The sequence below is a fragment of the Candidatus Villigracilis vicinus genome (assembly GCF_016702885.1).
In the GTDB taxonomy this organism is placed as follows: domain Bacteria; phylum Chloroflexota; class Anaerolineae; order Anaerolineales; family Villigracilaceae; genus Villigracilis; species Villigracilis vicinus.
Window position 1 is genome coordinate 81,872 of sequence record NZ_JADJDD010000012.1, and the last position, 24,637, is coordinate 106,508.

19 protein-coding genes, 1 tRNA gene and 1 other RNA gene are annotated in these 24,637 nt (G+C 50.2%); 8 read left to right on the forward strand and 13 right to left on the reverse strand.

What is annotated here, in order from left to right; translation table 11 throughout:
- Position 1: 1 nt before the first annotated feature.
- Positions 2 to 880 (reverse strand): dihydropteroate synthase, encoded by an 879-nt coding sequence (folP, locus tag IPG80_RS11915; RefSeq protein ID WP_345106914.1) that lies wholly within the window; start codon positions 878 to 880, stop codon positions 2 to 4.
- 50 nt (positions 881 to 930) lie between these two features.
- Positions 931 to 1,353: a hypothetical protein gene (locus tag IPG80_RS11920; protein WP_345106917.1), complete on the reverse strand. Its 423-nt coding sequence runs from the start codon at positions 1,351 to 1,353 to the stop codon at positions 931 to 933.
- A 90-nt stretch (positions 1,354 to 1,443) separates the two neighbouring features.
- Here IPG80_RS11920 and IPG80_RS11925 point away from each other — a divergent pair.
- Positions 1,444 to 1,517: transfer RNA gene (locus IPG80_RS11925), tRNA-Val, on the forward strand.
- Between the two features lie 38 nt (positions 1,518 to 1,555).
- Here the strand turns inward: IPG80_RS11925 and IPG80_RS11930 are convergent.
- Entirely contained in the window at positions 1,556 to 3,220 is a 1,665-nt protein-coding gene (locus tag IPG80_RS11930) for a hypothetical protein (protein WP_345106920.1), read from the reverse strand.
- Between the two features lie 19 nt (positions 3,221 to 3,239).
- Positions 3,240 to 4,883: a hypothetical protein gene (locus IPG80_RS11935; RefSeq protein WP_345106922.1), complete on the reverse strand. Its 1,644-nt coding sequence runs from the start codon at positions 4,881 to 4,883 to the stop codon at positions 3,240 to 3,242.
- 108 nt (positions 4,884 to 4,991) lie between these two features.
- Between IPG80_RS11935 and IPG80_RS11940 the strand changes: the two genes are divergently transcribed.
- Positions 4,992 to 6,569, forward strand: coding sequence for a glycosyltransferase family 39 protein (locus IPG80_RS11940; protein WP_345106925.1), 1,578 nt, complete (start codon positions 4,992 to 4,994; stop codon positions 6,567 to 6,569).
- 46 nt (positions 6,570 to 6,615) lie between these two features.
- Here IPG80_RS11940 and IPG80_RS11945 read toward each other — a convergent pair whose 3' ends face one another.
- The 6 genes from IPG80_RS11945 to IPG80_RS11970 form a co-directional block, all read right to left on the reverse strand.
- Positions 6,616 to 8,628 (reverse strand): hypothetical protein, encoded by a 2,013-nt coding sequence (locus IPG80_RS11945; RefSeq protein WP_345106927.1) that lies wholly within the window; start codon positions 8,626 to 8,628, stop codon positions 6,616 to 6,618.
- A 56-nt stretch (positions 8,629 to 8,684) separates the two neighbouring features.
- The gene (locus IPG80_RS11950; RefSeq protein WP_345106929.1) at positions 8,685 to 8,978 is read right to left on the reverse strand and encodes a hypothetical protein; all 294 of its coding nucleotides are present in this window, start codon (positions 8,976 to 8,978) and stop codon (positions 8,685 to 8,687) included.
- A gap of 51 nt (positions 8,979 to 9,029) precedes the next feature.
- The gene (locus IPG80_RS11955) at positions 9,030 to 10,238 is read right to left on the reverse strand and encodes an AI-2E family transporter (protein WP_345106932.1); all 1,209 of its coding nucleotides are present in this window, start codon (positions 10,236 to 10,238) and stop codon (positions 9,030 to 9,032) included.
- Positions 10,239 to 10,379: 141 nt separating this feature from the next.
- Entirely contained in the window at positions 10,380 to 10,955 is a 576-nt protein-coding gene (locus tag IPG80_RS11960; protein ID WP_345106935.1) for an FHA domain-containing protein, read from the reverse strand.
- A gap of 70 nt (positions 10,956 to 11,025) precedes the next feature.
- Entirely contained in the window at positions 11,026 to 12,954 is a 1,929-nt protein-coding gene (locus tag IPG80_RS11965) for an NAD-dependent protein deacylase (protein ID WP_345106938.1), read from the reverse strand.
- Positions 12,951 to 14,114 carry a response regulator gene (locus IPG80_RS11970; protein ID WP_345106940.1) on the reverse strand — a complete coding sequence of 388 codons (1,164 nt, stop codon included), beginning with the start codon at positions 14,112 to 14,114 and terminating at the stop codon, positions 12,951 to 12,953. Before IPG80_RS11970 ends, IPG80_RS11965 begins: the two co-directional genes overlap by 4 nt.
- Positions 14,115 to 14,312: 198 nt before the next feature.
- Between IPG80_RS11970 and ssrA the strand changes: the two genes are divergently transcribed.
- The 5 genes from ssrA to proC all read left to right on the forward strand — a co-directional run bounded on the left by ssrA (position 14,313) and on the right by proC (position 18,933).
- Positions 14,313 to 14,694, forward strand: a transfer-messenger RNA (tmRNA) gene (gene ssrA / locus IPG80_RS11975).
- Between the two features lie 91 nt (positions 14,695 to 14,785).
- Positions 14,786 to 15,517, forward strand: coding sequence for a hypothetical protein (locus IPG80_RS11980; RefSeq protein WP_345106943.1), 732 nt, complete (start codon positions 14,786 to 14,788; stop codon positions 15,515 to 15,517).
- Between the two features lie 124 nt (positions 15,518 to 15,641).
- Positions 15,642 to 17,519 (forward strand): molecular chaperone DnaK, encoded by a 1,878-nt coding sequence (gene dnaK, locus IPG80_RS11985; protein WP_345106949.1) that lies wholly within the window; start codon positions 15,642 to 15,644, stop codon positions 17,517 to 17,519.
- A gap of 66 nt (positions 17,520 to 17,585) precedes the next feature.
- Positions 17,586 to 18,098, forward strand: coding sequence for a DUF402 domain-containing protein (locus tag IPG80_RS11990; protein WP_345106952.1), 513 nt, complete (start codon positions 17,586 to 17,588; stop codon positions 18,096 to 18,098).
- Complete coding sequence (gene proC, locus IPG80_RS11995) at positions 18,091 to 18,933, forward strand: pyrroline-5-carboxylate reductase (protein ID WP_345106960.1); 843 nt, start codon at positions 18,091 to 18,093, stop codon at positions 18,931 to 18,933. Before IPG80_RS11990 ends, proC begins: the two co-directional genes overlap by 8 nt.
- 94 nt (positions 18,934 to 19,027) lie before the next feature.
- Here proC and IPG80_RS12000 read toward each other — a convergent pair whose 3' ends face one another.
- The 3 genes from IPG80_RS12000 to IPG80_RS12010 all read right to left on the reverse strand — a co-directional run bounded on the left by IPG80_RS12000 (position 19,028) and on the right by IPG80_RS12010 (position 22,464).
- Entirely contained in the window at positions 19,028 to 19,540 is a 513-nt protein-coding gene (locus tag IPG80_RS12000; RefSeq protein ID WP_345106962.1) for a hypothetical protein, read from the reverse strand.
- 212 nt (positions 19,541 to 19,752) lie between these two features.
- Positions 19,753 to 21,783 (reverse strand): hypothetical protein, encoded by a 2,031-nt coding sequence (locus IPG80_RS12005; protein WP_345106965.1) that lies wholly within the window; start codon positions 21,781 to 21,783, stop codon positions 19,753 to 19,755.
- A 12-nt stretch (positions 21,784 to 21,795) separates the two neighbouring features.
- Positions 21,796 to 22,464: a hypothetical protein gene (locus IPG80_RS12010; RefSeq protein ID WP_345106967.1), complete on the reverse strand. Its 669-nt coding sequence runs from the start codon at positions 22,462 to 22,464 to the stop codon at positions 21,796 to 21,798.
- A gap of 126 nt (positions 22,465 to 22,590) precedes the next feature.
- Between IPG80_RS12010 and abc-f the strand changes: the two genes are divergently transcribed.
- On the forward strand, positions 22,591 to 24,636 hold the full coding sequence (gene abc-f / locus IPG80_RS12015) for a ribosomal protection-like ABC-F family protein (RefSeq protein ID WP_345106970.1): 2,046 nt from the start codon (positions 22,591 to 22,593) through the stop codon (positions 24,634 to 24,636).
- Position 24,637 lies beyond the last annotated feature (1 nt).

The following is a 24,637-nucleotide window of genomic DNA, read 5'->3' on the forward strand; positions in this document are numbered from 1 at the left end:
TTCACCTCACCAGTGCGTCCGTCATCTTCGCTACACGCGCCATTTCTTTCACATCATGCACACGGATCATGTCCGCGCCGCGTGTGATCCCCACTGCCACTGTCGCAGCCGTGCCTTCCACACGCTGGTCTGGCGGCAGGTCTAACGTAAAACCAATGAACGATTTTCGGGATGTTCCCAACAGAATGGGATACCCCAACGAGCGGATCTCATCAAGCCGGTTGATCAGCTCGAGGTTATGTTCGCGCTTCTTTCCAAAGCCGATGCCTGGGTCGAGCAACACAAGTTTTTCCTCCACCCCAGCCTTGAGTGCGATCTCCACGCTGTTCATCAATTCGCGTTTGACATCCTCAACCAAGTCCGCGTATTCTGCGCCAACGTATGTTCCACCCAACTTTTCACGCACTTCCACACTGGCGGGGTTGCTGCGATTGTGCATCAAGATCACCGGCGTTCTATACCGGGCAGCCACAGAAGCGATCTCAGGGTCTGCCCGAAACCCCCACACATCATTGACAATATTCGCACCTGCACGGATCGCCGCTTCAGCCACACTGGACTTGTAGGTATCTATTGAAATTAATACATCAGGAAAGTTTTGGCGCAGCGCAGCAATGACGGGAACGACTCGTTCCATCTCATTTTCCGCGTTAACTGGCTCGGAGCCGGGGCGGGTGGATTCACCGCCCACATCGAGAATATCAGCCCCGTTGGCAAGAAAACCCTCTGCCTGCTTTACGGCTTGTTCGGTCACATCCCCCGCGGCAAAAATACCGTCCCCGGAAAACGAATCGGGAGTTACATTCAAGATTCCCATCACATAGGTGCGGGAACCCCAGTGGAATGTAAAACTCCCGATTTGAAGAGTTGTAGATTTCATAAACAAAAATGTCATTACGAAGAACAAGAGAGTTCTTCGTAATGACAGATCTATGCGATCTGATCCAACGGGCGTGCCAGCCAGGCTTCGGCATCATTGATATCAGCGAATATCTTCATCGCTGAAGCCGATTCGGTATCTGCCAGAGCCGCCACTTTTCGAATACCATCAGCCACGGCTTCGCTAGCCACCACCACTGCCACACGAATATTCCGTGCAGAGGGGTCGCTGTTGGCATCCACAGCCATACGAATGGCTTTTTCAGGGATCTGCGGCACAGAGCGCAGGTCGTAGAGATTGCGCGTGCGGCGATCTGCGCCCAAAAGGTGATCAAGGGCAAATTGATGCCAGTGCGCCAGCGTCGCATCGGAAAGATCCGTGAAGGTCAGGGTCATACCGCCATCACCGCGGCGGATCACGGAATAGCCAACGCCGGGTTCAGATGTCCAGTTGAGTGGTTTAGGGTCAGTCATGGAAGGTCTCCTGTTTTGGTCAATCCATTATAACGCAGGCAAAATTCGATTCGTGATTTTTTGAAATCACATGCTATAATGCGGCTCGTTGGGTGCTTAGCTCAGTTGGTTAGAGCACCTCGTTTACACCGAGGGTGTCGGGGGTTCGAGTCCCTCAGCGCCCACAAAAAAAGCCTCACGGGTTCGTGAGGCTTTTTCGTTTTTAGCGCCAAATGGGGGTTTGTACGATAGGCGCCGTGATCTCAAGCATCGTTCGCATCAGCCCCAGGTTGTTCACGAATAGCAGCAGGGCAAAGACCAATAGCACGACCTGAAACCAACGCTTGTCTGCCAGATCGCGCCATGCCAGGGCGAGGAAGAGAAGAATCGCATAGGTCCAATTCGCCGAATACAGGAAGACATCCTTGCCATAACGCAGGTGCAGGAGGAAGTAGAAAAGCAGGGTTACAAGCATGGCAACCGGGTATCCATCATATTTCTTGAGGATATTTTTTACGAAGAGGACCCCGCCCAACGCCAACAATCCTGCCCAAACGATGGCAAGTCCATCACCCAAGGGAGTTTCGTAATTCGCAAGCCGCATGGGTTCTTTTTTGATCGAAGCACGGAACATCCAGATCTTTGGAAAGACAAAATCATCCTCGATGATCAAGGGCTGCGGCGCGACAAAACTATGCAAGGTCATCACCCGCAGGAGATAGCTGGTGCGCTGCATGGTAACGGGGAATTGGTTATGTCCCTCGCCTTCAAGGGTGGCGAGGTCCCAGAAATAAGGACTCGAATCTGGGTAGATAAAGTTATTCAATAGTGAGAGCGGCACGGTCAACGCGATGATGATGACGCCAAAAAGAACGACCTGTTTGAAATTGCGCCGGATGAAGAATTGCGCAATGAACGCCTGGGCAACGTTCGAGATAGTGATCCCAAAGGCAGCCAGCCCGGCAAGAATCTGCATATAAAGCGGCTTGTCCTTTAAAAGCAGAACAAGGAATATAAGCGCAACGGCTGAAAGGTAGATATAGCTTTCGAGAACAGAAGCAAACACCAGTTGAGTCGCGGAGGCGCCAAAGAGGGCGGCGATCAACAGCGCAAAGAGCGGCTTCCCTATGGCATGCTTCACAAAATACCAGACGAGAAAAACGCACAATGCGCCGGTTAGAGCATTGAGGGTAAAAGCGGCGAAGAGCGCATCTCCGCGAAAGAGCAGGGCAAGCGCTCCAACCAATGGGCGGATCAGGATAAGGATAAAAGGATGTGCGGGACGATAGTAATAGTCCCTGTAATTTTCAGTCGCAAAACGCCAGCGGTACAAGCGGCTGTCTGCATCGAAGAAAATATCATCCTCGTTGAAAGAAGGGCGATTGAAAATGGAGGCGAAGACCAGGTAGATGCAAAAGAATAAAGCTGCGATTAGCAAGCCTTCCAAATTCTCGTCCACGAATCGATAGAAGCGGGTTTCCTGCCAGTTGCGATGCTTCGCGGCATAAACGAACGCCATTGCGATGAAGAAACATGGGATCAATGCGTTGAGAAATGAGACACGCACACTTTCATCCAAATGGAATGCAGACGTATCAAGCAGATTGGGAAATGGAGCAGCCAAACGGTATGCGAACGGCGCCCCAAGGCTTAGCGCTGCAAAAAGAAACACCGTAACCCCTGTGTTAAACGGCTCAGAGCGGAACCCAGCCATGAAGCGGCCCAAAAGATAATACAGCAAGAGATTGACCGCGCTATGTACGATAATGGCTGCCAAGGCGACCTGAAAAGGCGTCCTATAAAAATTCTCCAGGTAGGAGACTACAAAGTAAGAGAACGGAATGCCCAAGAGCCAGGCAATGGGAAGACGTTTATCGAATGATTGCAAATCTGGGTATCCTTATTGATCAGCGCAAGTGCAGGTAGGACGAGATAAGCATGATGAGGATCAACCTGGAATTGTTGATCATCAACAGGATGATAAAGGCAAACAACGGCACTTGAAACCAACGCTTGCCTGAGATCTCACGCCACGCCAGCGCAAGGAAGAGTGTGATGGCATAGGTCCAATTAGCGGAATACAGGAACAGGTCGCGTCCATAGCGCATATGAAGTGCAAAGAAGAACAAAATGGTAAAGAGGAATGCAAACGAAAAACGATTATCGTGCTTGAAAAAATTCTTAAGAAAGAGCACACCGCCTAAAGCAACAAACATAAGCCAGACCACAACCAGGGATTTCCCAAGATCCGTTTCGTAACGCCCGATTGCAAGCGGAGCTTTCTTTTGGGTGTCACGGAACATCCATATCTTCAGGAAGGGGATATCCTCTTTGATCAGCAGAGGGTCTGGCGAGACAAAACTATGCAAAACCATTACCCTACTGAAGTAATTGGCGCGCAAAAGTGTCGGCTCGAAGACATTCTTTTCTTCGAACTGCAAGGTGGATACTTCCCACAAATAAGGATGCGCATCCGGGTAGATGAAATTATTAAGCAGATTCAGGGGAATAATGAACACGCCAATGATCAAACCGTATTTGATAAGCTGGGGAATATCGCGCTTCACCATAAAGTGCGCAATGACCGTCTGCGCGATATTCGAGATGGTGATGCCAAAAGCAGCCAACCCGGCAATGACCAGCATGTACATCGGTTTATCCTTGAGCAGCAGAACGATAAAGATCAACGCCATTGCGCCGAGAAAGATGTAATTCTCGATCAAGGAACCAAATGCGATCTGGGAGGTTGATGCGCCAAACAATGCTGCGATCAGCGCTGCATACAAGGAATTGGATGTAACCTCACGCACAAAATACCAGACCAGGAATACACACAGTGCGCCGGTCAGGGCAGTCACAATAAATGCACCGTAAAGCATATCCCCTTTCAGAAAGAGGGAGATCATCCACACCCACGGTCGGACGATGATCAGCACATACGGGTGGACGGTACGGTCGTAATAATCCTTGTAAAATTCCGTGCCAAAGCGGTAACGATACAATGCGCTATCGGTGTCGAAAAAGATATCGTCGAAGTCAAAGACAGGTTGGTTGAAGATGGAGGCGAGCAGCACATAGACACAAAAGAAAAGCAGGGCAATGGTCAAGCCGCCCAGATTCGCGTTCACAAATGCATACAGACGGGTCTGCTGAAAGTGCCGCAGACGGGCGAGAGCCAATAACCCAAACGCCGCAGGAAACGCCACCATTACCCCAAACCAAAAAAATAGCGCCAACCCCGCCGGAATGACATACACCAAAATATCGAACTGACCTGGAAAACGGCTGGTCATACGTACGAGACCGGCAAAGAACGAGAGAATGGCGATCCCTACCCCGAACAACATGACAGCGTCATAACGCTGCAGCTCGAACTTCAACGCCAGCCTGCCCAGCAGGAAGTAAATGAACAACGTCAGGATGGATTGAACTGCAAGGGAAACCAGGAAGATCTCCACTCCCGTCTTGTAGTACGCATCCAGAAACCCCATTACGCTATAAGCAGGCAAAATACCCAGCGCCCAGGCAAGTAAGAGACGTTTATTCAGCATTGGTATCAGATCGTTCCATATCAAATGTAGAGCGTTTTGGAGTTTACCACATGCCCGAAAAGGGCAAAGGTTATCAAATCGCATCAGGGATGGTATATTTTCATACGCATGAAAACGCTCAACACTTTCTTCGTTCGCTGGCAAACCCTGCTTTTATTCAGTGCCATTCTTATCGTTGGCATTTTTGCACGCACGTGGGAATTTGCAAGCCTGCCTCCCGGCTTGAACGTGGACGAAGCTTCCATCGGCACAGAAGCCTACTACCTCTACAAATACGGCATGGACCGTTATGGCATGACCTATCCCGTCCACCTCATTTCGTGGGGCAGCGGACAGAATGCCCTGTATGCCTACCTGCTGATCCCCTTTGTAGCGCTGAAAGGCATCAATGCCTTTAGCGTGCGCCTGCCAATGATGCTAGCTGGCATCTTTGCAATGCCATTGATCTTCGTTGCGGGCAGGCGTTTGTTGGGTGAAAAGTTCGCACTCCTCGCGATGTTCTTTTTAGCGATCTCACCGTGGCACATCGTCAACTCACGATGGGCGGTCGAGTCGAACATCATGCCGTTCCTTTTTCTGACTGGCTTCACTGCTCTAACTCTGGCAGACACAAAAAATTGGTGGTTCCTGGTCTCATCAATTTTCTTTGCACTCTGCCTGTACGCATACGGAACTGCCTATGCTGGGGTGCCGGTCTTTCTTCTTTTGACCGTGCCGCTTCTGCTTAAACTGAAACGCATTACCCCTGCACAAACGGTCATCAGCGCAGCAGTTTTCACGATGCTTGCATTTCCGATCCTGCTCTTCCTGGCGGTTAATACGCTCAAATTGGAAACCCTGCATCTTGGCGTGATTACCATTCCACGCCTGCCTGTTGAAGCGCGTTACGAGACGATGGCAGCCGTCTTCGGCGAGAGTCCCTTTGCGGCAGTTGCGAAAAACACCCGCATCCTGTTCGATGTTCTCTGGACACAGTCAGACGCCTTCCCCTGGAACTTCGTTACACCGTATGGTTATTTTTATACCTATACATTCCCGCTGGTTTTGCTGGGATTCGCGCTCACCCTGCCATTTAAATTTATCCATGAGAAACGCCCTGAACGCTGGCTGATCGCGGCATGGATGCTTGCCGCCGTTGTGGTCGGCATCATCCATCCAATCAACCTGACACGTTTTAATTTGATCTTCACCCCCATCTTGCTCTGCATCGCCCTGCTATTCATTGACCTTGATAAACACTTGCCGAAACTGATCCCTGTCATCACGGTCATCTTTTCAGTAGCCTTCGTCTTTTTTACCCGCGCCTATCATGGCGAAGAATACAAAAAAGTAACCAGCGCACTTTTTAACGAGGGCATCGTCCCTGCCATTGAGTATGCCGCCCCCAAAAGCAAGTCACTCGTCTGCTTTACGGACGAACATTATTCGCTGTATATCTATGTGCTGCTGACGCAAAAATTCCATCCGTCGGAATATATCCACGACCTGGAATGGATCGACCCCACAGACCCCGCCGACCCTGCCCGGACGCTGCTTGCTCTCAAACAATTCCGCTTCAAACCGGACGATTGTCTGAGCGACCCCGATGCGGCTTATATCCTCACCTTGAGAGAATCTCCTCCAAACCCGAACATCGCATACAAGGAAAAGAAGTTCACAAAGTTCGTCGTATATTTGCCAAAATAAAAAGAAGGCGGTCGCTTTAAAAGCGACCGCCTTCTTCATTGAGAGCCTAGACCTGCTCTGCCAGAACCTCCAGGATCGTCATCAGCAAGACTCCATTATTCCAAACCAAAAGAAAAAGGAACGCCAACAGCAATGCCTGAAACCATTTCCGGTCATGGACCTGCTGCCACGCCAGCCCAAGCAACAGGATCAGGGCATACGTCCAGTTTGGCGAGTAGAGGAAGAGCTCCTTACCGTAACGCAAGTGCAGTCCCATATTCAACGCCATACAGCCCATCAACGCAATGGACAGGCGCAAGTGGGGATTCTTTTTTATGTTCAACAGAAAGAGCATGCCAGCCAGAGCCATCAACCCCAGCCAGAACCATGAAGCAGCAACTTGAACGGGCTGTTCATAACGGCTCAATTCATTGATCTCCGGTTTGAAGAAGCGAAATTGAATGAATGGGATATCTTCGTCGTAGAAAATGGGTTCTGGGGCTACAACATTATGAAAAAAGAATATCCGCGTCAGTGCCTGGGCTCTCAATGTATTCAAGGGAAAGAGATTTTGCTGCTCTGCCTGCAGCGTGGAAGGCACAAAAAAGAACGGATGTGAGTTGGGGAAAAGCAGGTTATTCGCCAGAGTGAACAACACCCAAAGGACGACCACCGAGGTCACATACCGGATCATCTGCCGGATGTTCGGTCTGACGGCGAACAATGCAATGACATTTTGGGCAAAATTCGTATATGTAATACCAATGGTCACAACACCAGCAGCGATCAATGGCGGCAGCGGTTTATCCTTAATCAGTAGAACTTGGAACAACAACAAACTCGCAGCGAGGAAAATATAAGATTCGATGAGCGAGCCAAAGATCAAGTGCGAGGCGGATAATCCCAACAAGGCGGCGATCAACGAGGCGTAGACTGAACTTCCTGAGGCAGACTTGATAAAAGTCCACGCGAGATAGACACAGGCTGCACCGCCCAGAGCAACGAAGACATACGCGCCCCAGAGCCTGTCTCCCTTCAAAAAGAAGGCGATCAGAGACACAAGCGGTCTGAAAAGCAGGATCATGAACGGATGAACAGAGCGCCAGTAATAATCCTGCCAGTTGTTGGTGACGAGACGGTTGCGATAGTTCATGCCATCGGCGTCGAAGAAAATATCATCCACATCAAAGCGCGGGTCATTGATAACAGAGGCAAAGAGCAGATATAGGACAAAGAAAACAAACGCCAGTGAAATACCAGCCAGGTTGGCGCTCATATAAGCATACACTTTGGTTTGCTTGAGCCAGTTATATAAACCGCTGAACTTCAGTTTCAAATGCAGCCATGCCTGCCAGGGCAAAGCCAGCAGACTCACGAACAGAAATATCCCGCTGGTTTTGATGTCCAACACAAAATAAGTAAAAGGAAAAAGGGATACCTGCCGGTTGGCTTGGAACAGCCATAAAACAAATGCAATCACAAGAACAAATAACACGCCATGCACAAGCGCATCGAACCAGCGTTCTCCTGCCACCCGTCGGACTCTGCCCATCAAAAAATATCCGACTACACTAAGAAGCACCTGAAAAAGGATCGTCAGTAGGATTACTTCGCCGGGGCTTGTGTAAAAATTATCCAGAAAGCCGAGCAGGAAGTTGCTGAAGAAAAAAGCGAATGCCCATGCCCCGATCACGCGCAGGCGCCCGCCAGTCTCCAGCAATATTTGCACGGCTGGAACCGCTGGAACGATAATCAAAATGGAAAGAAAAAAAAGAAGGACAAAGACCGGGAAGGAAAACTGAACAACAACACCCGAGAGCAACACAGGTATGAATGCCCAGATGAAAATGATCGCCCTAGCAGGAGCAGCTGCACCCGCCAGAGACCTTTCAAGGAAGGGCAACAGATAGAGCAGACAAATGAGTAAAGCCGCCGCAGGAATTAGTACCAAGAATAGCTGGTCAATGAAAGCGCGCGTATCAAGATCAAAAAAGGTTTTTGCCAGCGCAAATGAGGCGGTCATGCCAACCGCCGCGCTGAGGAGCACACGCCATATGATTCCGATCCGCTGCTGGTTCATATTCAGCCTTTAAGAAGGTGACAGTCACTTTCTCAAGTGACTGTCACCCGACTCTGTTATTTTTCCAATTCACGCAAAAGCTGCAGGAATTCGGTCCAATCTTCGTTATCCATCCAGACATCCACGTTGTCAAAAGAGACTGCATACATGCCATCATCGTCGGGCTTGGCTTGCATTAATTCAGGGACGGTGGAGAGCAATTCCCCCCACTCTTCCATGAAAAAGTTGATGGTGGCACGCCCAAGCTGGAGGTAATAGGTGGTTTCACCGTCGGGTTCGTCTGCACGCCATGCCATGAAGTTTTCGGTCTCAGCCAGGGTTTCGGTATTCGGTTCTTGATTGTTGCTCATGAGTTCTCCTATGGGGTTGAATGGTTGGAAAAAGTTGAGGCGGAGTGAAGGCTATTTTTTAGCTTTCAGTTTCCGGTCACGAAAGAAGCGGCGAATAGCGACCATCCACCGCGAGCCGGGCGGTGGCGGCGGTTGGGTCACTTCTTTTTCAGGGAAGGGGTCGAGGTCCAGCATTTTGCGCATGACGTAATTCCATAACAAAGTGGCGGTAGCCAGAATGGGCGCGGCAACGACCACACCCAGAATGCCGAATAAATTGGCGGCGATGATCGCAGCAACCAGTACGGCTGCGGGGTGTACCTTTAAGGCATTCGATAGAATGCGCGGCGAAACGATGTTATCGAAAACCTGATCGATCAGCAAGGCAATCACAAGCACAATCAGAGTATATGTCAGATCAGGCAGGTGGAAGATGGAGTAATCTTGAAAATATGCCACAATGACCAGGATCGCCCAGTTAATCGCAGGTCCTACATATGGAACGAACCGTGCCAGCCCGGCAAGGAAAGCAAGGCTGATGGCATAATGCACACCCAGCACACTTAATACAATGGAATATACGATCACCGCCAGGACAAAGATGATGATCTGCCCGCGCAAGAAGGCATTCCAGATCCGTCCCAAGTCACGGCTCAAGCGGGCAAGGTCTTGATTGTAGCCGGGAACATCCACCGTAATGATCTGGTTGCGCAAGCCCCGGCTTTCGACCAGTGTGAAGTAGGAAACAAGGATGACGAACAACGTCCAACCAAGGAAGTTGGCGGCACTGCCAGCCACTGTTCCAACCAGGGTTCCAGTGCGGCTCAACAGCGGCTGGACCATGCCAAGCACCTGCTGACTGAGGTCGTTCAAGTCGAGGGCGCTGAAGTCGAATTTAAACGGACCAAATTGGATGACCCGCCCGGAAATATCTTCGATCAATTGGGGCAATGTCCGCAGTGCATCTTGCAGGATGACCACCAGGCTTTGAACCTGCTGTACCAGCCCCACTCCACCCAGGGTCAACAGTCCCAACAGTAAAATGATGATGATCAGGAAAATAACCGCCACCGAGGCGTTCCATGAAATCCGCAATTTTCGCTGTAAAAGATCTGCAAGGGGATGGAATAAATAGGAAAGCAGGAATGCCATTACCAATGGAGTGATAATGAATTGGAATTTAACCAGCAGTGCACCGACAACTACAACAACCGTAAGCGCAACTACAAGCTTTGTATTAGTGCCCCAGCCCGGGGAGGATAATTTGGGTGTCTGTTCCATTCGTAGCTTCCTATTCAAAACCAGCGAAAAGACGATCTCATCTGGTGATTCGATTTTATCAAAGAAGGGTGATTTTACAACAACCCCTATTGAAACAAAAATGCCCGCAGGCATACCTGCGGGCATGGGAAATGCGGTTGACTAACAGCCAGCAATGAAGGGGAAGAAAGTACACCAGCGATAAGTGGCATCGACCCACCAGAAAAACCCGGCGCACATACAGATGAAGAGGAATACGCCACCGCCAATGAAGATCGGCATCATATTGGTTTTCTTGGGTGCGGCAGGCTGAGGAGCGGCGGAATACGCCACAGCAGGGGGCGGCGCATAAGAAGGCGCCGGGGCAGAATACGCAGGCGGGGGCACAGCCTGTTGGACGGCTTTACGTGACACTGCCACCGTGGCACCCGCATCGGCTGCCATGGAATCGTACATGAGCACGATCTGCTCGCCCAATGAAACAACATCACCTGGCTTGAGCACAACCGGACCAGCAAGGCGCTGTCCATTTACGAAGGTGCCATTGGTGGAACCAAGGTCTTCAAGAACATACTTGCCGCCCTGAAACATGAGCCGCGCGTGCTTGCGAGAGATCTCCGCATCATTGATCGCAACACCATTGGTCGAATCACGCCCTATGGTGAGCTGCTCTCCTTCAAGCGGAAAGGTAACACCCGGCGTGGGTCCCGATCTCATAACAAATTGAAACTGTGCCATCTTCTTCCTCCGAAAATTATTTCAATTAATCCTGTTTAGTTTACAATCTTCATGCTAAAAAGTCAAACATTTACTTCTTAGCCCGTTTGGGGGATATATCGATGCTGCCATCCCGCGGGACAGTCTTGTTGGTGCGTGGCAGATAGATCATAAAAACAGTACCCACACTCATTTTGCTTTTTACTTCGATGCGTCCACCGTGACCCTGCACGATCTGCTTGCAAATGGAAAGTCCTAACCCGGTGCCGGATGCGCGTGTTTCGTGTTCACGCACACGATAGAACTTCTGGAAGAGATGCGGGAGCGCCTCTTCCGGGATGCCGATGCCGGTATCTTGAATGACAACCATGATCTCGTTATCGTGAATCTCTGCCCGCAGCAACACACTTCCATTGGGGCGGTTGTACTTAATCGAGTTGCTCAACAGGTTCAGGAAAACCTGCTTGATCTTATCCCGGTCCGCGTCAACAAGCGGCAGTCCCTCCGGCGACTCAACGCGCAGATGGATATTATCCTCGACTGCCTTGGTTGCCATGATGTCCTTGCATTCATACATCAGGTCTGCCAGGCTGAAGATGGTTTTTCGATATTGCACGCGCCCGGATTCCAAACGCGCCAGGTCCAGGAAAGAGGAAGCCAGAGCGTTCAGGCGCATGGTTTCACTGTGAATGTTTTGAATGATCTGGTCGCGCTGATCCTGCGACATTTCGGGGCGCAGTAACAGATACGTGGCTGTACTAAGCGAAGAAAGCGGGGTGCGCAGTTCATGCACGAACTCTGAGATCAGGTCTGATTGCTGGAAGAGGCGCGTGTTCTCGATCGCCACAGCCGCTTGAACCCCCAACACCAGCAGGAGGGATTCATCCGCCTCCGTAAATTTGCCCCTGTGCTTGTTCAACGCCTCCAGAACCCCGACGATCTTGTTCTTCGTAATGAGCGGAATGCCCAAAAGAGATTCGGTTGAAAGCCCGGTGATCGCCTCCACATTGGAGTAGAAGCGCTGGTCTTCATGCGCATCTGTGATACGCACCGGTTTGCGGTTGGTTACGATCCAGCCGGCGATACTCCCATCCAGCGGAACTGTAATGCCGCGCCGGGTGGATTCATCCATATTGGTAGAAACCTGAAAATAAAGCTGGCGCGAGGCATCGTCGTATAGCAAGATCGAAGCCGCCTCCGCACCACTGATCTCTGCAGCGGCATGCACGATGCGCGAGAGCAGGATGTCCAGGTCAAGGGTCGAGGCAAGATCGCGGGAAATATCGATCAAGCGTCGGTGGATGGATACATCCGCGCGAACGTTTAAATACGTGGGGACATTATTGATAATAATGAGGTGAGCGCCTCTGTCCAATGCCTGCATTGGCAGCCCTGCCACCGGCAACACCTCAAGGGATGAACCGATCACCAGCATCAGGTCGCAGCCACGCGCCTCTTTTTGCGCCTTAAACCAGGCAGACTGGGGCAGCTGCTCGCCAAACAAGATCACATCCGGCTTGAGGAGCTGGGCACATTTGGGGCAGCGGGGAAGTTCACCGCACTCGATAAATGAAGCAATATACGCCTCTGCCTGTACCTGATGATAACACTGAGTACAGGTCAAAGTTTGCATTGTACCGTGCAATTCGATCACGGTTTTCGAACCTGATTTCTGATGTAGGGTATCTACATTCTGGGTAATAATGGATTTAATATATCCATGCTGCTCAAGTTCCGCCAGTGCCAGATGCGCCGGGTTGGGTCTGGCTTCGTACATCTGAAGTGCCAATGGGCGGAACCACTCGAAGAATTGACCGGGCTTTGTACGAAACGTAATGAGCGAAGCCACCTCAAGGGGCTCATCTCGAGACCACAAGCCAGTTCCTGAAGATCGAAAATCAGGGATACCTGATGGTGTGGATATTCCCGCCCCCGTCAGAATGACAGCATGCTTGGAATGGCGGATCAGATCTGCCGCAAATTCAATGCTTGTCTGAGTCTGAGGGGCTAAAAAGGTCATCGCGCCTTTTCGCGCTCGAGGATGGCGTCTGCGATCTTTAAGAATTGCTGCGCGGTCATATTCTCAGGCTGTGCAATCAACGCAGGAGTGCGCGAACGACTCGCCTGGAGGAACAATTCCGGCATGGGGGTCAACGTGGTGAGGATGGGGCGACCCAGATCCTTTTGCACTTGCGCCCAGGGAATTTGCGCATCGGAACGCTGACGGTTGTTGAGCACGACAGAGATCGACTTTGCATCCATTTTCATGGTCGAAAGCTCACCCAACAGAAGTTTGGTATGTTGAATGGAATGCGGCATTCCCTCCATGACCACGATCCGATCGGAACATAGTGCAAGTATCTTTTGGTTGGAAAGCGATAAACCAGACCCCAGATCCAGCACAACATAATGAGCCATCGTAGAAAGCCGAATGACAAGAGTTTCGAAATTTTCAGCCCGGGCAGCCAAGTCTACATCTGTTGGGCTTTCTGAAGAAACAAGGACTCTCACTCCCATACCGTGTGTAACTAATGAAGACTGGACTTTTTCACGGGTGATCTCTGCTACTGTACCCTTTAAAATATCAGTCAACCCTGAATTGGCAGAAATTCCCAGATCCGAAGCCATTGTGCCCTGCCCCGGAGTAAACTCAGCCAGAACAACATCTGCCTTGGTGCGGTTATACAAACCCGCCGCCAAATTCGTGGCAACGGTCGTAACCCCCAGCCCGCCTCTCACTGACACCACTCCGATTACATACCCATGCCGTTCCTGAGAGACCGTCGCCATATCTTCGGGGCTCTTTGTTGAAGCACGTGCCAGCAGCGCCTTCACATGAGATTGGAGTTCAGTGGGGTGTGTAGGCTTGGTCAGGTAATCATCTGCCCCAACTTCGAACCCGGTCACCTTATCATCCAATTGTGTCTTTGCCGTGAACATCAAAATCGGTATCGCCGCTGTGGCAGGATTCTTTCGCAGGCGGCGGGTAACCTCATAACCGTCCATATCTGGCATCATCACATCCAAAAGAATCAGTTGAGGACGCTCCTCGAAAGCCTTGGTCAACCCCTGTGTCCCATTCGCGGCAGCAACGACTTGATACCCCTGTCGTTGGAGCATCAACCCAACCAGCCGCAATGTATCTACGTCATCGTCAATGATTAAAATTTTTTCAGACATGATTACCTCATCCACAGACATGCAACTCAATGGCAGGGTTTCAACCAGCGAGCCACAACCTATTTATCTAATTATAACGGACAAGTCACCAACTTTCACACAGTGTCCTTCTGTGCAGCCTCCCCCGTTTCACCTAATACTTCAGGACACACCTTCGTGCTATAATGAAATCAGCAACGGGACAGTTTCCCAAACCAAGGGGATGACAGGCTTCGACGGGAGAGGCTGGTTCCGGAATGCGAGCCGAGCGCGCACCGAACTCGTAAAATCAGTGCAAACTTTAAGTGCCAACAACCGCACTTACGCTGCTATGCCCCTCGCCGCCTAAGGCGAAGCGTAACAGTCTGACATCTTAGGATGTCACGTCCACCGGCAACCGCCCTCCTTCGGGTGACGGACCGGGCGAAACAAAGATGGAGTGCCGCGTGTGATTCTGCTAAACACGCGAAAGACAAGCAGATGGTCACAGGTTAACCAGCCCGCCGGGGTGCCTGTGGTGACGATAAGCGGCAGGCTACGCTCGTAGATTTCCGAGGGTCGAATCTTTCGGACCCGGGTTCAATTCCCGGCATCTCCACCTTCATAATAGTCCGGCATGGCGCTGGACTATTATTATTTAACCCATGCGCTCCAAATTACACTTGAGCTCGTCTTGTGATATAAAAAGCAACATGAAAAAAATCATCTTTATTGGACTCCTCCTACTAACCTCAGCTTGCGGCGCGAGCACACCTACCTCCGCCTCAGATCCTGCCACCGCTACAACGGTTCTGACCACACCGAAAACTGACCCATCCGCCACAGCCGACCTCCCCACTGAAACCGCCACGCCCGAACCACCAGCCTTATATTTCACCGACGAATTCGATGCCGCCTCCACCTATTGGAATTTCTTCCAGCTTGGGGGAACACAGTTCCCAGCCCTCATCGCACAGAATGGGGTACTGCGCATCGACATCTCCGCAACGGATACATGGCTTATTGGCATCCATACTGCCCACACATACTCCAATGTTTTCATCCGTGCGAAAACAACCCTCGCTCCTAGCGGTTCCGCAGGGCTGATCTGCCGCTACAGTAAGGAAAACGGCTGGTATGAGTTCAACCTAGCCAGTAATGGCGACTATAGCATCCTGCTCGGAGAATGGCTTTCTTCCGGCGTTTCCAAATACACCCCAATCTTCAGCGGTACAACTGATCATTTCACAGAAAATGCCAGTAACGAGCTGGGACTCTTCTGTAACGACAACTTTCTAAGCTTGTATGTAAATAATAGGCTCGTTCACAATATGGATGTTACAAACTACGGACTGACCGAAGGCGAGATCGGGATCACCGCTTCGTCCTTCACAGAGCTCCCCATGTCGGCGCAATTCGAATGGGTCCGGGTGGATAGAGAGTAAGGATTGATAAAGGCGGCAGACGAGCCGCCTTTTCGTTTAACTCAAAACCTACGTATCGTTAACAGAATTCTTGCAGATATCGCTTAACATGAAGCCATAGAAAAGATTTACAAGGAGATTTCTCATGGGCAAAATCATAGGAATAGACCTCGGCACGACCAACAGCGTCGTCTCCGTTATGGAAGGCGGCTCTGCAACTGTTATCACTACAGCAGAAGGCGGGCGTTTATGTCCGTCTGTTGTCGCGTTCAACAAGAATGGTGAACGCATGGTGGGGCAAACCGCCAAGCGCCAGGCTGTGGTGAACCCCGATAACACCATTTACTCCATTAAGCGTTTCATCGGGCGTCATTTTGAAGAAACTTCTTCAGAGCGCAGCATGGTTCCATATCAGGTAACACAGGGACCGACTGGCGATGTGCGCGTGAAGATCCCCGTCAATGGCAAGGAATACTCACCACAGGAAATAAGCGCAATGGTGCTGGGCAAGCTCAAAGCAGATGCGGAAGCGTATCTCGGCGAAGCTGTTACACAGGCAGTCATCACCGTCCCGGCGTATTTCAACGATAGCCAGCGTCAAGCCACCAAGGATGCAGGCAAGATCGCAGGCTTGGAAGTGCTGCGCATCATCAATGAGCCGACAGCCTCTGCTTTGGCTTACGGGCTCGACAAAAAGAAAAATGAAACCATTCTGGTCTTTGACCTCGGCGGCGGTACGTTCGACGTATCGGTCCTTGAAGTGGGTGAAGGCGTGATCGAAGTAAAGTCTACACATGGCGATACCCACCTCGGCGGCGATGACTGGGATCAGAACATCACCAACTGGGCAGCAGACGAATTCAAGAAGGATCAAGGCATTGACCTGCGCCAGGATCGTCAGGCGTTACAACGTCTGCGTGAGGCGGCAGAAAAAGCCAAGATTGAACTTTCCACTGTGATGGAAACTGAGATTAACCTGCCCTATGTGACCGCGGATGCTTCAGGACCGAAACATTTACAGTTAAAACTCAGCCGCGCAAAATTCGAGCAGATGACCGAAGACTTGTTGCAGCGCTGCCGTACCCCATTTGAAGCCGCACTGAAAGACGCAGGCTTGTCTGCTGATAAGCTCGATGAAGTCGTGTTGGTCGGTGGTTCTTCGCGTATGCCGATGGTTCAGGATCTGGTCCGCAAGTTGACCAACGGCAAGGAACCGAACAAAGGCGTGAACCCCGATGAAGTCGTTGCGATTGGCGCAGCCATTCAGGGCGGCGTGCTTGGCGGCGAAGTCAAAGACATCCTCCTGCTCGATGTGACCCCGCTTTCCCTCGGTGTGGAAACGATGGGCAGTGTAATGACGGTAATGATCGAACGCAATACCACCATCCCTGTGCGTAAGACTGAAACATATTCCACCGCTGCTGATAATCAGACCGCTGTGGACATCCATGTGTTGCAAGGTGAACGCCCCATGGCTGGTGATAACATGTCGCTCGGACGTTTCCGCCTCGATGGCATCCCACCGGCACCGCGCGGCGTTCCACAAGTTGAAGTGACCTTCGACATCGACGCCAACGGCATCTTGCATGTGACTGCGAAAGACAAAGCCACCGGCAAGGAACAGAAAGTCACCATCACCGCCTCGACCAACCTGAACAAGAATGACATCGAGCGCATGGTGCAGGAATCTAAGTTAAACGAAGCTGCCGACAAAAAACGCCGTGAAGCGATCCAAGTTAAGAATGATGCGGATAATCTTTCGTATCAGATCGAAAAGGCGCTGCGCGACCTTGGCGATAAAGTTCCATCCGCTGAAAAGGCTTCCATCGAAACCAAGGTCAATGAGTTGAAACAGGCGGCTCAAGGCGACGATATTGAACACATCAAGAAGCTGACCGAGGAATTGCAGAACACCTTCCACGCGCTCAGCCAGCAGATGTACGCGCAGGGGCAACCACAACCTGAAGGCGGACCCTCCTCACCGCATGATGGCAATGTGGTGGATGGCGAAGTAAAAGAATAAGTTTTTTTGATCAGAACTCCGAAGTTGCAATAGACTTCGGAGTTCTTTTTTATGTATAATCTTTTCATGCAAAATCTAAAAATCGGCAGCATCATCCCCGTCCATGCCTGCAAAACGGACGGGACGGTTTACCGAAGCTGGCAAGCCACAGTCGAATCTGTGACCTCTGATCTGCTTGTTACGGTTGCGCCTGCCGGGTCATCCGTCATCAACATCAAAGGCGAAGACTATCCGCTTGAACATCATTACCGCGCCTATTACTGGTTTAATAAATTCTACAACCTGCTTGAGGTCTTTGAAACGGATGGCAGGTTGTTTCATATCTATATCAATATTGCTTCACCGCCCGAATTCAAAAATGGCGTGATGAGTTTCAAAGACCATGAGCTGGATGTTTCAAAAGTGCTGCCCCACCCTGCAAAACTTGTGGACGAAGACGAATTCGCTGATGCCGTTGTGAAATACAACTATTCGCCGGAATTTCAGGATAAGATGTACGCTGCAGCCAAAGAAGCGCTTGACCTGGCAGAAAACTGGCAGGCAAAACCCTGCCCAATTTTTGGAGAAAATCATGATTAAAAAGAAAATCGCATTCATCGGTCCTGGTGTGATGGCAGAAGCCATGATCGCGGGCTTGCTGCGCAAGAAACTTGCAGATGCAAAGAACATCACCGCATCGGGTCCGCGCGAAGAGCGAGTGAACGAACTTAACAAAAAATACGGCATCAAAGCCACCACAGATAATTCCGCTGCTATTCACGAAGCGGATGTGGTCGTACTCTCCGTCAAGCCGCAGCGGCTAACCGAAGTAATGAAAAGCCTGAAGGGCATCCGACCGGATGCGCTGGTCTTGTCCATTATTGCAGGCGCAACTCTGAAGAAAATGAGTGCTGGGTTGAAACATAAAGCCATTGTGCGCTCGATGCCGAACACCCCGGGGCAGATCGGCGAAGGCATCACAGTGTGGACAGCTTCAAAGGAAGTGACCGAAGAACAGCAGGAAATGACACGCGCCATCCTCGGAGCTTTGGGTGAAGAAGTTTTTGTGGAAGATGAAAGCTATCTCGACATGGCAACCGCGCTCTCCGGTTCAGGGCCTGCTTATGTCTTTCTCTTTACCGAAGCCTTAATTGACGCTGGCGTTCACATGGGCTTTCCGCGCCGTATTGCTGAGCAACTTGTGTTGCAAACTATCAAAGGTTCGGCATCATATTATCAAGGCGCGGCAAGACACCCCGCCACATTGCGCAACCAAGTCACCTCTCCAGGCGGAACTTCAGCAGAGGCGTTGTATTATTTGGAAAAAGCAGGCTTCCGCACCGCAATTTCCCGTGCGGTGTGGGCAGCGTATCAACGCTCACTGGAGTTGGGCAAGGAGAAGCCCGGTCACGTTGAAGTGGATGAAGAGAAATAGAGGTTTACAGATCTATCTTTCATGCTTTATAAAACGTAACGCGGATAGATCAATATCTATCCGCGTTTTTTACATATCGCACATGCCAAGCAAGTTACTGAGGCGGCTGAACGAGTCCGGAAGAATATCCGTCTTGAGTAAAAAAGTCCACAACAAAGACATGAAAAGTTCCATTGCCACAATCCACTTTCCATTCTTCCTGCCAGGAGCCTTGAGCATCTGGTTGGGTGATCACTGTAATTTCAGTGGTATCTGCTTTGGGAGCAGGGCAATTCGCTTCCTGGTAGTAGATGGGAATCTGCGTCCATACAAATTCACGCGTTCGTTCATCTCCCAACCCGCCTTCTGGTGCTTCGCTAAAAGGCGTAAATGGAATTGGAACATTGGGGCTGTTGGGATCATCTGGATTAATTGGAATCTCATACACTTCCTTGACTTCATCCACGGTTTCTTTTACTGCCACATAGGCTTTGTAACCATAATAACCACCCACCCCCGTCACAAGACAACAACAACCGAGAATAATTATCCCTACAATGGAAATTATTAAGTTTCGGCTCGAACTTTTATCTTCACTAATAGCAGAATTTTGCGAGTCGGTATACATTTATAAATATCTCCTAATAATATAATTAAGAGATATTATGCTTAAAAAGCCGTCAGGCTTAATGCCCCATTGGTCTTATGTGTTTTAGTCACTTCCCAACTTAGACGATTTCAAAAAAAGTCCATAGATGGGTACCCATCTATGGACTTTGCCATACCCTACCTACCATTCCTCATGGTCGTCACTTTTCACAAAGTAACGACAGAGCATTTTTATCCGCCTTCATCAGGGGGTGGGTCGCCGCCTTCTTCCTCGCTTGAACCGCCATCTGTGGCATCACCAGTTTCAGGATCGCTTTGATCATCCGTAGTGGAATCTCCATCATCCGGGGTTGTCTCATCCAAGTCAGTGGAATCGCCAGATGGGTCATCAATCATTGAGCCATCTTCAAACCCTGCGAACCCATCTTCACCCTGCACATTGTTGCCTAACTCTTCAAAGTCAAGTACATCCAAGTCTTCGTAAACACCCTGAATATCATACTCTTGCCCGTCTTCGTCATTTTCAGTCTCAAAGATATCCATGTTAAAGAAGTCGAAACCGTCCAACATATCTGAAAATTCAAACGAAGCACCCGGTTGGGGAGTATCATTTCCAACCATAAACTGCCCATGTTGAGTTAAAACACCATTCACATAAAAACTTACCTCGTACACTCCCGGCTGGACGATATAGAGATCTGCATAAGCAGGGGTGAGCAAGATTTTCAACACGCCTTCATTCGCACGGTTCCAATTTAGGGTTCGGGTCCATGAAGGGTCTTCTACGCCATTTCGAGATACTTTGACGACAAGCAGGCTGCCTTCTTCCAATCCGCTGTATTGGAACTCAGAACCCACTTTATAAACAAACCCTTTACTTTCATTTATAGAAACGACGAACTTGGGCTTGCTGATAGCAGCATTGATACTGCCTTCCTCAATCTCGTACTGTATAGCAACTGATTTTTCATCCAACAGAATAGCCATCTCTGCGGCTGCCTGCCCAACCAAAGCCGGATCAGAAATAGCATCCTTGACTGGTGACACGGCGGTCTCATCTGCAAGCAGCGCTGCCAACGTTTTCAATTGGTAGGACGCTTCGTTAATTTGCCACCATATTTCAGATGGGTCAGCCCCGAGACTTCGTTTTTGTCTGGCAGATTCTGCGGCACGGTTCAAAGTCAGACGGTAATTGAGTCTGGCAGTACTCACATCACCAGTACCAAGCTCCACCATCGCCATGCGTAATTGCAGCCAAAGATCCTCGGGGTTTTCCTCCAGGGCAACTTCACCCGCTTCCAGCGCATCATCAAAACGACCCATTTGGAAGAACACCCAAACCAGATCACTGACAATGTTCGGAGCAACTTCGCCAGCGTCTATTGCGATCTCATAATCCTGAATGGCCGCTTCAAAATTACCCAATGCAGCATTGGCATCGGCACGCAGCAGGTAGGCGCGCCCATAGGGATATTCTTCACCAGCAAATTTAATCGCCTCATCCAACGCAGGCAGGGCAGCTTCCCATTCTTTTTGCTTCACAAAACTTGCGCCTTGAGCATAATATGGGATCGCCCCTGTTTCACGCAAGTCGTATATGGGGTCCAGCCAAACGACATACGACCAAATTGATACAACAACGACCATCGGAATTCCCGAACCAGCAAAGATCAAACGCGGCACATGAGATTTGGTCATGAGTGCCAACCCCAGCAGGAATCCAGCAACCGCCAGCATGGTCATTTGAAGGACATAGACACTTGCTTTATCATCCCAGGCAGCCGATACTTCAGATGCAGCCTGCTGCTTTTCCTCCAATTCAATGATGTCCAATCCGTATGTCTCCATTTTGAAGGCAGGGACATCTACGTTGCCGGTTGCAGGATTAAAGTATTGAGAACTCAGCAGAGCACTGTCGTTAACAAGGCTATCCCGCAATTCGCGATACGCCTGGGCAGAGGCAACATCTCCGCTTTTTTCAGCAGAAACGGCAAGCAGGTCATACTCACGCCACAATTGAAAGATCGTGCCGAACTCGTTATTTATGTTCGCATCGCCACTGATCTGGTCGCCCATTGCCTGGTAGTAATACATCTGCTCATTACTGGCAGCAATACCGGAAAATGTGGTGGCATCTCCCTGTACCTTGGTGATCAACGAGCCGACCAACGCAATGAATGCCACAGCAATAGCAACCACAGTATTAAAAAGAGCATCGGAACCGGAAGTGTCGTTTGTTTCAGGTGTTTCGTTTTCTTCCATAACTCGCCTCGTTTAACTCCAATTCAATACGCCGATGACCAAGCCAGCCACGGCAAATACTGCCCCCAACGCAGTGAAACCCCAAAGAACGACCGGCTTTAATGCTTCCACTGTAGATATCACCGCAAAGAAAAACAAAGATACCGCCAGCAAAACCAGGGCATATTGCATTCTTTGCACTTGCGCATCAAGCGCCACTGCAAGATTCAAGTGCCTCTGCGAATTCAAGTCCATATCTCGTGCGGCACGGGCATATAACTGTCCCATTTGCGTGCTTGTATCATAAGTGCCATCCTGGGCAATGTACATATTGGGAAAAAGCTGTAAATTGGAAATATACAAAGCGCGCAACCCCTCTTGTTTTGTTTCCAAGGTGACGATCAAAGATTCGTCCACCGCATCGGCAGAACGCGCCTGTTCCAATTGCTGCGAGACCAGCAGGTATTCATCATAATTACGTTTGTAATTCAGGAAGCTACGGTGGTTCTCATCCACTGTCAGTGCATTAATGGACTGTATTTTTTGAGTATTCAGCTCAGCACGCTGGGCAGCTGCGTATTCCCCTTCAGCATCGCCGGTGACATTTCCCATTTGCCAACCCAGTAGCGCGCTAAAAATGGTAAGAATCGAAATAACAATGGCAATGATCGTATTAAATTTAGAATCTGTCCCGGTTTCCATAGGCATATCCCTTAATATGATTTTGTAAATCTTACCCAAGCCCTGCAAAGCGGGCAATCCTCAGTTTTGAAAGCACCGACGTTTTTGGGCGGTATAATTTGAAGGCGTTTTTACCAACCACGATAATTGACATGGCACTCATTACAACGAACAACCTCACCAAATCCTACGGCGCGACCGACATCTTCGCGGGCATTACCGCTCTCTATTGAGAAGGGCTCGCGGCTGGGTATTGTCGGTCCGAACGGCGTTGGCAAGACCACGCTCTTACGAATCCTTGCAGGCGAAGATGAAGCTTCGACGGGAACAGTCACCCGCACCCGGGGAGTCCGAAGCGGATATTTGTCGCAAGAGGCAGATTTCAAAATGACGGGCACGCTGTGGGACGCGTGTTATTCCGTCTTCGATGAACTCATCCGCCTGCAAAACGAATTGCACCGCCTTGAAGACCTGATGGCAACTGACCCGGAGGTCATCGAACAATACGGCAAATTGCAAGAGGATTTTGAACGACGCGGCGGCTACACCTACGATACGCGCATTAAGCAAGTGCTCACCGGTTTGGGATTCAGCGCCGAAGACTACACCTTATCTTTGGATCACCTCTCAGGCGGACAGCGCACTCGCGCCTTTCTCGCACGCCTCCTTTTATCTAACCCTGACCTGCTCCTGCTCGATGAGCCGACCAATCACCTCGACATTCGCGCCGTTGAATGGCTCGAAGGTTATTTGAATCAATGGGAAGGCGCGGCGATCATCGTTTCACATGACCGCTATTTTTTGGACAAGGTTAGCAATGTGATTTTTGAAATGCTGCCCGGTGCATATGAGACCTACAACGGGAATTACACTTCCTATTTGAAGCAGCGTGAAGAACGCATTGCGCGCAGGCAGGAAGTGTTTGAAAGTGAAAAAGAAAAATTAAATAAAGAGATGGAATACATCCGCAAGAATGTGGCGGGACAAAATGTATTGCAAGCGAAGGGTAAATTAAAACGTTTGTCGCGCTTGATCCAAGCCATCGAACAGATCGGCATGGAAGCCGCGCTCAACCAAAAATGGATTGAGACAGCCAGCGAAGTTTCTGTAACTACATCTATTATGAGTGTGGAAGAAGCCGGTCGCCGCATTAATGCGTTGAGGTCGCCGGTGCGGACCTTGCCGAATTTACATCTGCGGCTTGGTTCACAAAAACGCTCAGGTGATCTGGTTGTGCGCACGAAAAATTTAGAAGTTGGCTTTCCCGATAAATTCTTGTTCAAGACTCCTGATATTGAATTGCGTCGTCAAGACTGCGCCGCATTGATCGGACCGAACGGCGCGGGCAAGTCTACGTTCTTGAAAACCATTCTCGGTCAGTTCGAGCCATTGGCTGGGGAAGTCATTCTCGGTTCGAGTCTGCATATCGGTTACTTTGCGCAGGCACATGAAGGACTCAACCCAGAGAATACCCTGTTACAGGAAATCGATTCGGTCATGCCGAATTGGCTGCCGGGGCAGATCCGCGATTACTTGGGCAAATATCTTTTCAGCGGCGATGATGTGCATAAGAAAGTCGGCATGCTTTCCGGCGGTGAGCGCGGACGTTTGGCGTTATCTAAGCTGGCTTTACAAGACACGAACCTTTTGTTATTGGACGAACCGACCAACCACCTCGACATCCCTTCGCAGGAAGTCTTGGAAGCTGTACTGGAAGATTACGAAGGCACGGTCTTACTCATCACGCATGACCGGTATCTCGTCGATGCAGTTGCTACTCAGATCTGGGAGATTGATACCGAAGAAGCACATCTGATCGCTTTCAAGGGAACGTACTCCGAGTTGAGAGCCGAACGCGAACAGAAGGAATACGAAGCCTTCATGGCGGCGAGAAAAGGCGAACCTCGAGATTCGAAAAGCGATACTCGAGCATCAACAGCGCTGCCGAAGGGGAATAGCGCCTCTCCAAAATCCAAGCAGGCGATCTCAAAAGAAGAAAGAAAAAGGGTTGCGCAATTGCAGGAATTGGAAAACAAGATCGCCGAGTTGGAAGCGACACTCGCGAATTTAAGTTCACAGCTTGAGAGTCCCATGGTCAAGCCGGATGAAGTGATCAAGATCGGCAAGGAGTACAACCGCGTCCAAGCCGAGATGGATGAAAAGCTGGCAGAGTGGGAACGGATGCAAGGATAAC